The following is a 13,360-nucleotide window of genomic DNA, read 5'->3' on the forward strand; positions in this document are numbered from 1 at the left end:
GAGCAAAGTGAATACGTGCGAGGCGCTTACAGCGCCGCAATGGCCACCTCAGTCGACTTGACCAAGGCGATGACCTCTTTCCCCACGACCAAATCCAGATCCTTGACAGACCGCGTGGTGATCACCGAGGTAACGATCAAGCCAGACGGAGTTTCAACGTCGATCTCGGACACGACCGGACCTTCGATGATCTCTCTGACTTTTCCGCGAAACTGATTCCGCACATTGATGGCCGTGATGCTCATGGCTAACCTCCTTGTTTGAATCAGAGTCCATCAGACCGCAAAGTGCAGTTCCAAAGGACTGGCGTTGGCAATCCGGCGCAGGCGATACTGGTCCCGAATCAGCTCATCCACCTTGGCGCGCACCCAAGGCCAGGCACCAAAGCCAGACTCGGCATTGATGTGTCCCGCCCGTCCCAGATTGATGAATCGAGAGCCCCACAACTCAGCCCATGACTGCGCACGGTCCAACGGCATCCAGGGATCGTTTTCACTGCCGATCATCTGCGTCGGAATGCCCAATCCGGATTGCGGCAAGCGATGAACCACGTTGAACTTCACCGGGTCGGCGGGCGCGACCAGCAGCGCAGCCTGAATGCGGCCACCTGCACCCAAGCCCCTGTCTCGGCGGGACGCCAGTTGATCCAGGTAATGCGCCAAAGCCAGGCAACCAAAGCTATGGGCCACCGCAACCCAGATGGTGCCGGGTTTTGCCGACTGAACGGTGCGCGCGATTTGCTCCGACCAGGCCAGCAAATCGGGCTCGGCCCAATCGTGCTGCTGCACACGCTTTGAATGTCGATACTGAGTACCCAGCCAGGTTTGCCAATGATCTTCGCCACTGTTGTTCAACCCGGGAATGATCAGTGTTCGCACCGGGCTGCATGTTGGGGCAAATGGTGAATCCATCCGGGACTCCTTTCCAATCTTCAAGCGATCACAGAGTGATCCTGTGATGCAGTCTTTCATGCATCACCGCAAAGAGGAACAAATCAATTCGACTTTGCATATGCAAGGACAGATCAGAAAAAAGGGGTGCCTGTCACGGCACCCCTTTCCAAGACGGGCATTCAACCCTGTCGATAATCAGACCCGGTTCTGACGTCCACTCAATTTGTGCAAGGTCGACACGAGGGCATCAATGTCTGCACAGTTGTTGTAGAACGCCAGAGAAGGCCGCACCGTCGCCTCCACGCCAAAGCGACGCAAGATCGGCTGGGCACAGTGGTGCCCCGAACGCACGGCAATGCCTTCCTTGTTCAGTGCTGCCCCCACCTCTTCGGTCTTGTAACCCTGCAAGGTGAACGACAGCACGGCCGCCTTATCGGGTGCCGTCCCGATCAGACGCAAGCCCGGTACGTCCTTGAGCAAACGTGTGGCGTACACCAGCAACTGGTGCTCGTAGGCGCCAATTGCCTCGATGCCAAACTGGTTGACATAGTCGATGGCCGCCCCCAAGCCAACGGCATCGGCGATGTTGCCCGTACCAGCCTCAAACCGCCCCGGTGCCGCGTGGTACTCGGTGTGCTCGAAGGTCACGTCCTTGATCATGTTGCCGCCGCCCTGCCATGGTGGCGTCTCATTGAGCAAGGCTTCCATGCCATACAAAACGCCAATGCCCGTCGGCCCGAACACCTTGTGGCCTGAAAAGACAAACCAGTCGCAGTTCAGGTCCTGGACGTCGGCGCGCATGTGTGACACCGATTGCGCCCCGTCCACCAGCACCTTGGCACCGGCGCTGTGCGCCATCGACACCATTTTCTTGGCCGGCGTGATGGTGCCCAGTGCATTGGAGACCTGAGTGAAGGAGACAATCTTCGTGCGCGGCCCCAGCAACTTGGCGTACTCGTCCAGGATGACCTGACCGTCGTCATCCACCGGAATCACACGCAACTTGGCCCCTGTCACAGCACACAGCTGTTGCCAAGGCACGATGTTCGCGTGGTGCTCCAGATGGCTGACGATGATCTCGTCGCCCTCACGCACGTTAGCCTGCCCCCAAGTCTTGGCCACCAGGTTGATGGCTTCGGTGGTGCCCCGCACAAAGACGATCTCGTTGACCGATCGCGCATTGACAAAGCCACGCACCTTCTCTCTCGCAGCCTCATACGCGTCTGTGGCCCTCGCCGCCAGCTCATGCGCAGCGCGGTGAATGTTCGAGTTCTCGTGCTCGTAAAAGTACGAAATTCGATCGATCACCGACTGGGGCTTCTGCGTGGTGGCCGCATTGTCCAGCCAGATCAAGGGCCGACCATTCACGCGCTCACGCAGGATGGGAAAGTCCCTGCGGACGAGGTTCACATCGAAGGGTGGTTTAAAGCCAGGTTGAGCCAGAACCGGATGGGCTTGCGCCAATCCTGGGGTGTTCAAGCCCGGTTGCCCCAACCCCACGTGCTCGAGGAAGTAGAAGCTGGGCGTAGCACCCGCCAAGGCCTGTCCAGTTACTGGGAGGCGATTGGGCGAGCGCAAGGCCACGAGATCCGACAAATCCGCATCCGTTGGCAGCCCCCAATCCGTTGGATTGAGCGTCAGTGCAGGTTGCAGCAAGCCAGTCCAGCCGGCTGGATTGCTGGCCGCCTGGCGCTCCAAAGGCACATCCCCGGAAAAGCCATTGGGCACGGGCGTCGCCGACGCCGGCACGGCGCCAGGGAGTGGCACATCCGGGATGTTGGCCGGTGCAATGCGCGCATCCGGCGTGGGGGAAGGCGCAGGCTGCGCGCCAATCACGTTGGACACGGCAAAGGGATGCCCAGACTGTGGATTGCCCACATGCGACAGCCCCGGCGGCAGTCCACCGCCTACGCCATGCGACGTCGGCTCGCTACCGGGGAGCGCCGTGAAAAACTGATTTGCCAACCTGGCCAGCGCCTCCACATCCGGCACGCCGAGTTGGGTGAGGTCACTTGTACTCATGGTAGTTGTCGATCACGACGTCTTCCAGCACCGCGATCGCATCGTCCGTCAGGACCGCCAGCGAGCAGTACAGCGATACGAGGTAGGACGCAATCGCCTTGTGGTTGATGCCCATGAAGCGAACGGCCAGACCTGGGCTTTGTTGCCCCGGCAGATCGGGCTGATACAGGCCCACCACGCCTTGACGGCTTTCACCTGTGCGAATCAACAAAATCTTCGACTTGTTGTTTTCGATCTTGATCTTGTCGCAAGGGATCAGCGGAATGCCGCGCCAGGTGATGAACTGAGACCCGAACAACGAGACCGTGGGTGGCGGCACACCACGTCGCGTGCACTCACGACCAAAGGCTGCGATCGCCAGTGGGTGTGCCAGGAAGAAGCCAGGCTCCTTCCAGACCTTGGTCAGCAACTCGTCCAGATCATCGGGCGTGGGCGGGCCATTGCGTGTTTTCAAATGCTGATGCGGCGCGATGTTGTTGAGCAGACCGTACTCGCGGTTGTTGATCAACTCAGATTCCTGACGCTCTTTGATCGTCTCGATCGTCAAACGCAGCTGTTCGGAAATCTGGTTGTAAGGCTTGGAATACAAGTCCGACACACGGGTGTGCACATCCAGCACCGTGTTCACGGCCGAGAGCAGATACTCGCGCGGATTCTCGATGTAGTCGACAAAGGTCTGGGGCAGCTCACGTTCGTCGCGGCCGGAGCAATCCACCGTGACGCTCGACGCATCCTTCACCTTGTTGACGCGATAGATACCGGCGTCAACAGGGACCCATTGCAGCAAGTGCGTCAGCCAGCGTGGCGTGATCGTGCCCATCTGGGGCACGGTACGCGTGGCGATGGCAAGTTGCCGGGCGGCAATGTCACCCAATGCCGTGCTTTGTTCGTGGGTATTGGCCATGGGCCTTTTCTCCTGTCAGTCGTGGGGTTGGAAAAACTTTGCGAGGCGCTGCCTTACTCACTGAGCCGGCTTTGGGCTTGCGTGATGTTGCTGCCGGGCGGCACGCTGTGTGTCAACCAGACGTTGCCGCCGATGGTCGATCCCTGACCAATCGTGATGCGCCCCAAAACCGTTGCGCCGGCATAGATCACCACGTCGTCTTCCACAATCGGATGACGTGGCTGTCCCTTCAGCAACTGGCCCGACTCGTCGGTTGGAAAGCGTTTGGCCCCCAGCGTCACGGCTTGGTAAAGGCGAACACGCTCACCGATGACCGTGGTCTCGCCGATCACAACACCGGTGCCGTGATCAATGAAGAATGCGGGGCCAATCCGGGCGCCCGGGTGAATATCGATCCCCGTTCGAGAGTGCGCGATGTCCGTGATCAACCGAGCGAGCAGAGGTGCCCCCAATCGATACAGCGCATGAGCCATTCGGTAATGAATGATGGCCGTCATGCCGGGGTAGCACAGCAAGATCTCCGAAATGCTGGTGGCAGCAGGATCCCCTTGGTAGGCAGACTGCAAGTCACTCACGAGCAGGGCACGTATGCTCGGCAACTCCGACGCAAAGGCCTGCGTGATGGAACGGGACTCCTCGGCGAGCAAGTGGTCGTCCGGGTCGGCGTCGGGATGGACGAACAGCAAGCCTCGCCGTACCTGCTCGACCAACTCCTGCAGCACACTGTGAAGGGTATAGCCGACGAAGTAGTCGATGCTGTCATCACTCAAGTCGGGGCGACCGTAATGCGTCGGGAACAGGGCCGACGACAACCCCAACACGATCCGGGACAGAACTTCACGAGCAGGCAACTCCCGCAATCGCCCTTTGTGACGCACATTGTGGGTCACCTCTCGGGACTGGCGAAGCTCAGCCACGATGCGACCGAGCTGCCACGATGAGCCGTGCTCTGATTCAACCGAAGGGAATAGCTGCGTGATCGACATGGCAGAGGTTCATGAGTGGACCTCTGCAGTCTGACGAGGAAGGCGAATACAGCAAAATGAGTTTTTTGATCTCACGCTCACCCATATGCAAATCACGCATATGTGCGTGTCAGCAAATCACCTAGCCATGGATACCGCATCATCAGCACTCATGGCATCGGTTGCAGGTAGCGGACGTTCGCTGGAAAACGCCGAACGTCTTAGCTCAGCCTAAAGGAGTCGTGAAGAACACAAATACGCTTGCACCACTGACGGCGTAGACCCATGGTCGTTGCCGTTGTGAATGCAAATTCCACGGGCACAAGCAAGGCACGCCATGGGCACAGCCTGGGCACAAAAGAAAAAAGGCCCTCCGAAGAGGGCCTTTTCAAGGGCTTGGTTGCGGGGGCCGGATTTGAACCAACGACCTTCGGGTTATGAGCCCGACGAGCTACCAGACTGCTCCACCCCGCGCCAGATGCGGTGTCCGGATACGATGTCGTCACATCGAAACCGGGTGGAAAAAGGTCAGTGAAAAACCAACCATTTTTCTCAAATTTTGGTTGCGGGGGCCGGATTTGAACCAACGACCTTCGGGTTATGAGCCCGACGAGCTACCAGACTGCTCCACCCCGCGACTGAGAAATAGATTATGGCATACAAACCAACAATATTGCAAGTCTGTGTACACAAATAAAAAAGCCCGCTTACGCGGGCTCTTAGAAAACTGAAAAAGTTTTCAGCTTATTCAGCAGCGGCTTCAACAGCAGCTTCTTCCGTGCGCTCAACCAGCTCCATGTAAGCCATGGGCGCGTTGTCACCAACGCGGAAACCCATCTTCAGGATGCGGGTGTAGCCGCCAGGACGCTTGGCGAAGCGGGGACCCAGCACGTTGAACAGCTTGACCACGTTGTCGCGGTTACGCAGGCGGTCGAAGGCCAGACGCTTGTTCGCAACGGTTGGCTCCTTGGCCAGGGTGATCAGCGGCTCGACAACGCGGCGCAGCTCCTTAGCCTTGGGGACTGTGGTCTTGATGGCTTCGTGCTCAATCAGCGAGTTCGCCATGTTGCGCAGCATCGCAGCGCGGTGAGCAGAAGTACGATTCAGTTTACGGAGACCGTTTCCGTGACGCATGGTGCTAGTCCTTTCTTTATTTAACCGACGGCCGGATAAAGGTACCGCCGGGTGCACCGCGTGGCCCCAAGGGCCACGCACTCAAAATTAACGCTTGTCCAGACCTTGAGGTGGCCATGCTTCCAGGCGCGAGCCCAGAGCCAGACCACGAGACGCCAGCACTTCCTTGATTTCGTTGAGCGACTTACGACCCAGGTTCGGGGTCTTCAGCAACTCGGTCTCGGTGCGCTGGATCAGATCGCCGATGTAATAGATGTTCTCAGCCTTCAAGCAGTTCGCGGAACGAACCGTGAGTTCGAGCTCATCGACTGGGCGCAGCAGGATCGGATCGAAGTTCTGGGCAGACTTGCTCGGTGCCTCGCCGAAGGCGGCGATTTCGCTACCTTCCAGCTGAGCGAACACAGCCAGTTGCTCAACCAGAATCTTGGCCGATGCACGGATCGCTTCCTCTGGCGAGATGGCGCCGTTGGTTTCGATTTCCATGACCAGCTTGTCCAGATCGGTACGCTGCTCCACGCGGGCGCTCTCAACCGTGTAGCTCACGCGACGAACGGGCGAGAACGAGGCATCCAGAACGATGCGACCGATGGCCTTGCTCGACTCTTCGCCATAACGACGAATGTTGCCGGGCACATAACCACGACCCTTTTCGATCTTGATCTGCATGTCCAGCTTGCCGCCTTGCGACAGGTGGGCGATCACGTGACCAGGGTTGACAATCTCAACATCGTGAGGAGTCTGAATGTCGGCAGCCGTAACGGGACCTTCACCATCCTTACGGAGAACCAGCGTCACTTCGTCGCGGTTATGCAGACGGAACACGACGCCCTTCAGGTTCAACATGATGTGAACCACGTCCTCTTGCACGCCGTCGATCGACGAGTATTCGTGCAACACGCCAGCGATGGTGACTTCAGTAGGTGCGAAACCGACCATCGACGAGAGCAGCACGCGACGCAGTGCGTTGCCCAAGGTATGACCATAGCCACGCTCGAAAGGCTCGAGCGTAACCTTGGCGCGGTGACCGCCGAGCGGTTCCACCTGGATGGCTTTGGGTTTCAGCAAATTCGTTTGCATGAGGTCTTCCTGTCAATACCCTCGGCTCGTTACACCGATAAGGCTGCTGGACCAACCGGAGCAAATGCCCCGGCCCTTGAGTACAAATGCAGCAAACCGAGCTGCCAGCAACCTTGCAGGCAAACTCGGTAACGCAACATTAACGAGAATACAGTTCGACGATCAGCGATTCGTTGATGTCGGAACCAAACTCATCGCGGTCAGGCGACTTCTTGAAGACGCCTTCCAGCTTGGCGCCGTCAACTTGAACCCAACCTGGCAGACCGATGGACTCGGCCAGCTTGAATGCTTCTTGAACGCGAACTTGCTTCTTGGCCTTTTCGCGGACGGCAACGGTGTCACCCGACTTCACCAGGAAGGAAGGGATGTTCACCACTTGACCGTTCACCACGATACCCTTGTGACCGACCAGCTGACGAGCTTCGGCGCGGGTAGAGGCAAAGCCCATGCGGTAAACGACGTTGTCCAGACGGGACTCGAGCAGACCCAGCAGGTTTGCACCGGTGCTGCCCTTGCGACGCTCGGCTTCAGCGAAGTAACGACGGAATTGCTTTTCCAGCACGCCGTACATGCGCTTGACCTTCTGCTTTTCACGCAGTTGCAGACCGAAGTCGGAGGTGCGCGAGCCGGAGGTGCGGCCGTGTTGACCAGGCTTGGTGTCAAACTTAGCCTTGTCGCTGATGGGGCGACGGGCGCTCTTCAGGAAAAGGTCGGTGCCTTCGCGGCGGGCCAGTTTGGCCTTAGGTCCGAGGTAACGTGCCACTTTCGTGTCCTTGAGTTATCTAACGCCAGCACATGACTGACGCGAGTCTGCCGCGAGAACGCGCAGACGGTGGGCTTCAAATAACGGCAAACGCGACGCACCACAAGGCAACGCCGCAACTACCGCAGAAAACTTGCCATTATAGCAAGCGCGGTTGCTCACTTGACAAACAAACAAGTCATTCGTCTTTGCGAAACAACAAAATCACCTCGCTCACTGCATGCAGTGTACGCGAGGTGCGTGCCTGACCTGCAAACCAGGCCAGTCAAACCAACATCAGATGCGACGGCGCTTCTGAGGGCGGCAACCGTTGTGAGGAACCGGCGTCACATCGGAGATCGATGCGATACGGATACCCAACGAAGCCAAGGCGCGAACCGACGATTCGCGACCAGGACCTGGGCCCTTGATCTCGACGTCGAGGTTCTTGATGCCTTGCTCTTGAGCAGCACGACCAGCCACTTCGGCAGCGACCTGAGCAGCAAAGGGAGTCGACTTACGCGAACCCTTGAAGCCCTGACCGCCCGACGAAGCCCACGACAGCGCGTTGCCTTGACGGTCGGTGATGGTGATGATCGTGTTGTTGAACGAAGCGTGCACGTGGGCAATACCGTCTGCAATGTTTTTGCGGACCTTCTTGCTAACACGACGGGCAGCGCTGTTCGCAGGTGCTTTAGCCATATTAATTTCTCTCAGTCAAAGACGCCTGATTACTTCTTGCCGGCGATCGCCTTGCGCGGCCCCTTACGGGTACGAGCATTCGTGCGAGTGCGCTGACCGCGCAGCGGCAGGCCGCGACGGTGACGGAAGCCGCGGTAGCAGCCCAAGTCCATCAGTCGCTTGATGTTCATTGTGGTTTCGCGGCGCAGGTCACCTTCAATGGTGAGCTTCGCCACTTCATCACGAATCTTTTCCAGGTCGCCGTCGGTCAGGTCCTTCACTTTCTTGTCGAAAGCGATGCCTGCAGCCGAGCAGATTTTCTGCGCGGTTGTGCGACCAATGCCGTAGATCGAAGTCAGACCGATTTCGGTATGCTTGTGCGGCGGAATGTTGATGCCAGCAATACGTGCCATAACTGTCCTCTGAACGCGTGTGTCGTCGCCGGGTCAGGCGATCAGCCTTGACGCTGCTTGTGACGTGGGTCGGTGCAGATCACGCGAACCACGCCCTTGCGGCGAATGATTTTGCAATTACGGCACATCTTCTTGACGGATGCCGAGACTTTCATGGTCTTCTCCTGAACCGTTGACTACACAACGGAAAATCGCCCACGTTTCCGGGGTTCACCAAAACTTCAGCTCACTTCGCCCGGAACGCGATGCGAGCACGACTCAAATCGATCGGCATGCGTACGCAGACACCCATTCACCCGGGGAAAAGCGGGATTGTAATACAACTACCCGCCCACGGGAAGGGGCTGACCTGCAGGCCGTGTCAAACTGATTACATCTGGCTGCAATGCCCAGCCTGTACAACCTGGCTCACAGCACGCTGGAGCCTGATCGAACGAAGATCAGTTCGACTTGAAATTCGCCTTCTTCAGCAGAGAGTCATACTGCTGAGACATGACGTAGGACTGAACTTGTGCCCAGAAGTCCATCGTGACAACCACGATGATGAGCAGCGAAGTTCCGCCAAAATAGAACGGTACGTTGTACTTGAGCACGAGGAACTCGGGCAGCAGGCACACCGCAGTGATGTACACGGCACCAACCAAAGTGAGGCGGGCCAAAATCTTGTCAATGTATCGAGCGGTTTGATCGCCAGGACGGATACCAGGCACAAACGCGCCGCTCTTCTTCAAGTTGTCTGCTGTCTCACGGCTATTGAACACCAGCGCCGTGTAGAAGAAGCAGAAGAATACGATGGCCACCGAGTACAAAATGACGTAGATCGGTTGACCTGGCGACAGCATGCCTGCGATGTCCTTCAGCCAACGCATGCTGTCACCTGTTGCAAACCAGCCCACAGCCGTGGTCGGCAACAGAATGATCGACGACGCAAAGATCGGGGGAATGACGCCCGCCATGTTGATCTTCAGGGGCAGGTGCGAGGATTGACCACCGTAAACACGGTTACCAACCTGACGCTTAGCGTAGTTCACCAGAATCTTGCGCTGACCGCGTTCCACGAACACGACCAGATAGGTAACCACCCCGATCAGGGCTACGATGAAAATCGCAGCGGGAATCGACATGGCGCCGGTGCGGATCAGCTCGAACAAACCACCCAGCGCAGAGGGCAGGCCTGCAGCGATACCACCGAAAATCAGAATCGAAATACCATTGCCCAGGCCACGCTCAGTGATTTGCTCACCCAACCACATCAGGAACATCGTGCCAGCCGTCAGGCTGATCACAGTGGTGATGCGGAAACCGAAACCTGGATTGATCACCAGACCCGCGGTACCTTCCAGCGCGACGGCAATGCCGAACGACTGGAACAGGGCCAAGCCCACGGTGCCATAACGCGTGTACTGCGTGATCTTGCGACGCCCTGCTTCGCCCTCTTTTTTGAGCGCTTCCAGCGAAGGCAACACATAGCCCATCATCTGCATGATGATGGACGCAGAAATGTAGGGCATGATGCCCAGCGCAAACACGGTGAAGCGCGACAACGCCCCGCCAGAGAACATGTTGAACAGGCTCAGAATGCCGCCTTGCTGGCCCTTGAACAACTGCTGCAGCTGCGTCGGATCGATACCAGGCACTGGAATGTGTGCGCCAATACGATAGACGACCAGCGCCAGGAGCAGGAAAACCAAGCGACGTTGAAGGTCGCCATACTTTCCGCTTTGAGCCAGTTGAGAGGGAGAAGTAGCCACGCTGAGTCCTGTTCAGTCTGACGTTCTTGCTTGCGCGCCTGGCTTATTCAGCCAGGGAGCCGCCGGCGGCTTCGATGGCAGCCTTGGCACCAGCGGTTGCGCCGATACCCTTCAGGACCACCTTCGAGGTCAGTTCACCCGACTTGATCACCTTGACAACCTTGGCGATCTGAGGGATCAGGCCAGCTTGCTTCAGAGTGATCACGTCGACTTCCGTTGCACCCAGGGCTTGCAGTTCGCCCAGAGTGATCTCGGCGTTGAACTTCAGCAGGTGCGACTTGAAGCCGCGCTTGGGCAGACGGCGTTGCAGAGGCATTTGACCGCCTTCGAAGCCGACTTTATGGTAGCCGCCCGAACGCGACTTCTGACCCTTGTGACCGCGACCTGCGGTCTTACCCAGGCCGGAGCCAATGCCACGGCCCACGCGACGCTTAGCGTGCTTGGCGCCAGAGGCAGGCTTGATGCTATTGAGTTCCATGGTTTTCCCCATTAGTCAGGCGCTTACAGCACCTCGACCATGTAGCGGACCTTGTTGATCATGCCGCGGACTGCAGGCGTGTCTTCCAGAACAGCGGTGCTGTTCAGACGACGCAGACCCAGGCCCTTCACGGTGGCGCGGTGATCAGCCTTGGTGCCGATCACGCTGCGAACCAGCTTGACGGTGACGGTTTTCTTTTCGCTCATGCTCATCTCCCGATCAGTTGAAGATGTCTTCAACAGTCAGACCGCGCTTGGCAGCGACTTCGGCAGGCGTCGTCGACTTGCGCAGGGCGTCGAATGTGGCGCGAACCATGTTGTAAGGGTTCGACGAACCGAGGCTCTTGGCCACGATGTCGGTGATACCCATGACTTCAAACACAGCGCGCATCGGGCCGCCGGCGATGATGCCGGTACCAGCAGGTGCGGGTGCCAGCAGAACCTTGGCAGCGCCATGCTCACCGGTCACGTTGTGATGAACGGTACCGTTCTTCAGCGAGACCTTCAGCATGTTGCGGCGAGCTTGGTCCATGGCCTTTTGCACAGCCAGAGGCACTTCGCGAGCCTTACCCTTGCCCATGCCGATGCGGCCATCGCCGTCACCAACCACGGTCAGGGCTGCGAAACCCATGATCCGACCGCCCTTGACCACTTTGGTCACGCGGTTCACCTGGATCATCTTTTCGCGCAGACCGTCGTCGCGACCTTCGTCTGCTACTTTGGGTTGAAACTTAGCCATTTGAAATTCCTTCCCGGCTTAGAACTGCAGACCGGCTTCACGCGCGGCGTCAGCCAGAGCCTTGATACGACCGTGGTACTGGTAACCAGCGCGGTCGAAAGCGACCTTCTCGACGCCAGCAGCCTTCGCCTTCTCGGCGATGCGCTTGCCGATCAGGGTGGCAGCTGCCACGTTGCCACCAGCTTTTTCCAGCTGGTCGCGAACTTCCTTCTCGGCGGTCGAAGCGGTAGCCAAAACCTTGGTGCCGTCGCCAGAAATGACGCTGGCGTAAATGTGCAGGTTCGAACGGGTAACCGTCAGACGCACGGCGCCTTGCAGAGCGATACGGGCACGGGTTTGACGTGCACGACGCAGGCGCTGTTCCTTCTTGCTCAATGCCATGATGAATCAGCTCCTTACTTCTTCTTGGTCTCTTTCAGGACCACGCGCTCGTCGGCATAACGAATGCCCTTGCCCTTGTAAGGCTCAGGCGGACGGAATGCGCGCACTTCAGCGGCGATCTGACCAACGACTTGACGGTCAGCACCCTTGATCAGGATTTCAGTTTGAGACGGAGTCTCAACCTTGATGCCGGCAGGCATTTCCTTCTCGACGGGGTGCGAGAAACCGATTTGCAGGTTCAGCTTCTGACCTTGGGCCTGAGCACGGAAGCCCACGCCAACCAGGGTCAGCTTCTTCTCGAAGCCCTTGGACACACCGTTAACGGTGTTGGCCAGCAGAGCGCGGAAGGTGCCGGACATGGCATTGGCTTCTGCGGATTCGTTAGCTGGAGCCACCTTCAGGGTGCCGGCTTCGTTAGAAACCGTCACCAAGCTGTTGGCCGGCAGGCTCAGGGAACCGAGACCACCCTTGACGGTGATGGCTTCGGCAGTGATCGTGACGTCCACACCTTGAGGGACGGCGATCGGCATTTTTCCAACGCGGGACATTGCGATTGCTCCTCAAGTATTAGGCGACGTAGCAGAGCACTTCGCCACCGATACCGGCAGCGCGGGCCTTGCGATCAGTCATCACACCCTGTGGGGTGGTCACGATAGCGACGCCCAAGCCATTCATGACTTGAGGGATGTCGTGACGGCCCTTGTAGATGCGCAGACCAGGGCGAGATACACGCTCGATGCGCTCGATAACCGGGCGACCTGCGTAGTACTTCAACGAAATTTCCAGTTGGGGCTTTGCAGCCTCACCGGTGACGGCGAAACCGTCGATGTAGCCTTCGTCCTTCAGGACCTGGGCAATCGCGACTTTCAGCTTGGACGACGGCAGTGCAACGCTGGTCTTGTTAACCAGTTGTGCGTTGCGAATGCGTGTCAGCATGTCGGCGATGGGATCACTCATGCTCATGGGAAAACTCCTGTTCGTGCCCTGCTGGGATTACCAGCTCGCCTTGGTGACACCGGGGATGTCGCCAGCGAAAGCCAATTCACGGATCTTGGTACGACCCAAGCCGAATTGGCGGAACGTGCCACGGGGACGACCGGTCAGGTTGCAGCGTGCGCGCAGACGGGTCGGGTTGGCGTTGCGAGGCAGCTTTTGCAGCTCAAGACGGGCGGCGTAACGCT

General features: G+C 58.2%; 19 protein-coding genes and 2 tRNA genes. All 21 read right to left on the bottom strand.

The window, feature by feature from the left end:
• Positions 1 to 26: 26 nt before the first annotated feature.
• On the bottom strand, positions 27 to 245 hold the full coding sequence (locus tag ACOYNB_RS12435) for a TOBE domain-containing protein (RefSeq protein ID WP_422839367.1): 219 nt from the start codon (positions 243 to 245) through the stop codon (positions 27 to 29).
• A gap of 30 nt (positions 246 to 275) precedes the next feature.
• Positions 276 to 911 carry an RBBP9/YdeN family alpha/beta hydrolase gene (locus tag ACOYNB_RS12440; protein ID WP_422839368.1) on the bottom strand — a complete coding sequence of 212 codons (636 nt, stop codon included), beginning with the start codon at positions 909 to 911 and terminating at the stop codon, positions 276 to 278.
• Positions 912 to 1,088: 177 nt separating this feature from the next.
• Positions 1,089 to 2,915 carry a family 2A encapsulin nanocompartment cargo protein cysteine desulfurase gene (locus tag ACOYNB_RS12445; RefSeq protein ID WP_422839369.1) on the bottom strand — a complete coding sequence of 609 codons (1,827 nt, stop codon included), beginning with the start codon at positions 2,913 to 2,915 and terminating at the stop codon, positions 1,089 to 1,091.
• A complete protein-coding gene (locus ACOYNB_RS12450; protein ID WP_422839370.1) occupies positions 2,902 to 3,819 on the bottom strand; it encodes a family 2A encapsulin nanocompartment shell protein in 918 nt (305 codons plus the stop codon). Before ACOYNB_RS12450 ends, ACOYNB_RS12445 begins: the two co-directional genes overlap by 14 nt.
• 53 nt (positions 3,820 to 3,872) lie before the next feature.
• Positions 3,873 to 4,805, bottom strand: a complete 933-nt coding sequence (gene epsC / locus ACOYNB_RS12455; protein WP_422839371.1) for a serine O-acetyltransferase EpsC — start codon at positions 4,803 to 4,805, stop codon at positions 3,873 to 3,875.
• Positions 4,806 to 5,181: 376 nt separating this feature from the next.
• A tRNA-Met gene (locus tag ACOYNB_RS12460) sits at positions 5,182 to 5,258 on the bottom strand.
• Positions 5,259 to 5,344: 86 nt separating this feature from the next.
• Positions 5,345 to 5,421: transfer RNA gene (locus tag ACOYNB_RS12465), tRNA-Met, on the bottom strand.
• A 107-nt stretch (positions 5,422 to 5,528) separates the two neighbouring features.
• Positions 5,529 to 5,918 (bottom strand): 50S ribosomal protein L17, encoded by a 390-nt coding sequence (rplQ, locus tag ACOYNB_RS12470; protein WP_374256197.1) that lies wholly within the window; start codon positions 5,916 to 5,918, stop codon positions 5,529 to 5,531.
• A gap of 87 nt (positions 5,919 to 6,005) precedes the next feature.
• Positions 6,006 to 6,995: a DNA-directed RNA polymerase subunit alpha gene (locus tag ACOYNB_RS12475; RefSeq protein WP_374256199.1), complete on the bottom strand. Its 990-nt coding sequence runs from the start codon at positions 6,993 to 6,995 to the stop codon at positions 6,006 to 6,008.
• A gap of 139 nt (positions 6,996 to 7,134) precedes the next feature.
• Positions 7,135 to 7,758 (bottom strand): 30S ribosomal protein S4, encoded by a 624-nt coding sequence (gene rpsD / locus ACOYNB_RS12480; RefSeq protein WP_374256200.1) that lies wholly within the window; start codon positions 7,756 to 7,758, stop codon positions 7,135 to 7,137.
• 276 nt (positions 7,759 to 8,034) lie between these two features.
• Complete coding sequence (gene rpsK / locus ACOYNB_RS12485) at positions 8,035 to 8,439, bottom strand: 30S ribosomal protein S11 (protein WP_339582318.1); 405 nt, start codon at positions 8,437 to 8,439, stop codon at positions 8,035 to 8,037.
• A gap of 29 nt (positions 8,440 to 8,468) precedes the next feature.
• Complete coding sequence (rpsM, locus tag ACOYNB_RS12490; protein WP_374256201.1) at positions 8,469 to 8,831, bottom strand: 30S ribosomal protein S13; 363 nt, start codon at positions 8,829 to 8,831, stop codon at positions 8,469 to 8,471.
• Positions 8,832 to 8,872: 41 nt separating this feature from the next.
• A complete protein-coding gene (rpmJ, locus tag ACOYNB_RS12495; protein ID WP_035036301.1) occupies positions 8,873 to 8,986 on the bottom strand; it encodes a 50S ribosomal protein L36 in 114 nt (37 codons plus the stop codon).
• Positions 8,987 to 9,271: 285 nt separating this feature from the next.
• Positions 9,272 to 10,582 (bottom strand): preprotein translocase subunit SecY, encoded by a 1,311-nt coding sequence (gene secY, locus ACOYNB_RS12500; protein WP_374256202.1) that lies wholly within the window; start codon positions 10,580 to 10,582, stop codon positions 9,272 to 9,274.
• Between the two features lie 43 nt (positions 10,583 to 10,625).
• Positions 10,626 to 11,060 (bottom strand): 50S ribosomal protein L15, encoded by a 435-nt coding sequence (gene rplO / locus ACOYNB_RS12505; protein ID WP_374256203.1) that lies wholly within the window; start codon positions 11,058 to 11,060, stop codon positions 10,626 to 10,628.
• Positions 11,061 to 11,083: 23 nt separating this feature from the next.
• Positions 11,084 to 11,266: a 50S ribosomal protein L30 gene (rpmD, locus tag ACOYNB_RS12510; RefSeq protein ID WP_374256204.1), complete on the bottom strand. Its 183-nt coding sequence runs from the start codon at positions 11,264 to 11,266 to the stop codon at positions 11,084 to 11,086.
• Between the two features lie 13 nt (positions 11,267 to 11,279).
• Positions 11,280 to 11,798 (bottom strand): 30S ribosomal protein S5, encoded by a 519-nt coding sequence (gene rpsE / locus ACOYNB_RS12515; RefSeq protein WP_374256205.1) that lies wholly within the window; start codon positions 11,796 to 11,798, stop codon positions 11,280 to 11,282.
• Positions 11,799 to 11,816: 18 nt separating this feature from the next.
• Positions 11,817 to 12,179 (bottom strand): 50S ribosomal protein L18, encoded by a 363-nt coding sequence (gene rplR, locus ACOYNB_RS12520; RefSeq protein ID WP_374256207.1) that lies wholly within the window; start codon positions 12,177 to 12,179, stop codon positions 11,817 to 11,819.
• Between the two features lie 14 nt (positions 12,180 to 12,193).
• Complete coding sequence (gene rplF, locus ACOYNB_RS12525) at positions 12,194 to 12,727, bottom strand: 50S ribosomal protein L6 (protein ID WP_374256209.1); 534 nt, start codon at positions 12,725 to 12,727, stop codon at positions 12,194 to 12,196.
• Positions 12,728 to 12,746: 19 nt separating this feature from the next.
• Positions 12,747 to 13,142: a 30S ribosomal protein S8 gene (gene rpsH / locus ACOYNB_RS12530; RefSeq protein ID WP_374256210.1), complete on the bottom strand. Its 396-nt coding sequence runs from the start codon at positions 13,140 to 13,142 to the stop codon at positions 12,747 to 12,749.
• Positions 13,143 to 13,172: 30 nt separating this feature from the next.
• The coding region (gene rpsN / locus ACOYNB_RS12535; protein WP_422839372.1) for a 30S ribosomal protein S14 at positions 13,173 to 13,360 on the bottom strand (188 nt) is incomplete at its 5' end.

The sequence above is a fragment of the Aquabacterium sp. genome (genome assembly GCF_049317225.1).
Classification (GTDB): domain Bacteria; phylum Pseudomonadota; class Gammaproteobacteria; order Burkholderiales; family Burkholderiaceae_C; genus Aquabacterium.

Excerpts from the sequence above, each read along its gene's own strand:
- ACOYNB_RS12435 (WP_422839367.1), bottom strand. The coding sequence starts at position 245 with ATGAGCATCACGGCCATCAATGTGCGGAATCAGTTTCGCGGAAAAGTC.
- ACOYNB_RS12440 (WP_422839368.1), bottom strand. The coding sequence starts at position 911 with ATGGATTCACCATTTGCCCCAACATGCAGCCCGGTGCGAACACTGATC.
- ACOYNB_RS12445 (WP_422839369.1), bottom strand. The coding sequence starts at position 2,915 with ATGAGTACAAGTGACCTCACCCAACTCGGCGTGCCGGATGTGGAGGCG.
- ACOYNB_RS12450 (WP_422839370.1), bottom strand. The coding sequence starts at position 3,819 with ATGGCCAATACCCACGAACAAAGCACGGCATTGGGTGACATTGCCGCC.
- epsC (WP_422839371.1), bottom strand. The coding sequence starts at position 4,805 with ATGTCGATCACGCAGCTATTCCCTTCGGTTGAATCAGAGCACGGCTCA.
- rplQ (WP_374256197.1), bottom strand. The coding sequence starts at position 5,918 with ATGCGTCACGGAAACGGTCTCCGTAAACTGAATCGTACTTCTGCTCAC.
- ACOYNB_RS12475 (WP_374256199.1), bottom strand. The coding sequence starts at position 6,995 with ATGCAAACGAATTTGCTGAAACCCAAAGCCATCCAGGTGGAACCGCTC.
- rpsK (WP_339582318.1), bottom strand. The coding sequence starts at position 8,439 with ATGGCTAAAGCACCTGCGAACAGCGCTGCCCGTCGTGTTAGCAAGAAG.
- rpsM (WP_374256201.1), bottom strand. The coding sequence starts at position 8,831 with ATGGCACGTATTGCTGGCATCAACATTCCGCCGCACAAGCATACCGAA.
- rpmJ (WP_035036301.1), bottom strand. The coding sequence starts at position 8,986 with ATGAAAGTCTCGGCATCCGTCAAGAAGATGTGCCGTAATTGCAAAATC.
- rplO (WP_374256203.1), bottom strand. The coding sequence starts at position 11,060 with ATGGAACTCAATAGCATCAAGCCTGCCTCTGGCGCCAAGCACGCTAAG.
- rpmD (WP_374256204.1), bottom strand. The coding sequence starts at position 11,266 with ATGAGCGAAAAGAAAACCGTCACCGTCAAGCTGGTTCGCAGCGTGATC.
- rpsE (WP_374256205.1), bottom strand. The coding sequence starts at position 11,798 with ATGGCTAAGTTTCAACCCAAAGTAGCAGACGAAGGTCGCGACGACGGT.
- rplR (WP_374256207.1), bottom strand. The coding sequence starts at position 12,179 with ATGGCATTGAGCAAGAAGGAACAGCGCCTGCGTCGTGCACGTCAAACC.
- rplF (WP_374256209.1), bottom strand. The coding sequence starts at position 12,727 with ATGTCCCGCGTTGGAAAAATGCCGATCGCCGTCCCTCAAGGTGTGGAC.
- rpsH (WP_374256210.1), bottom strand. The coding sequence starts at position 13,142 with ATGAGCATGAGTGATCCCATCGCCGACATGCTGACACGCATTCGCAAC.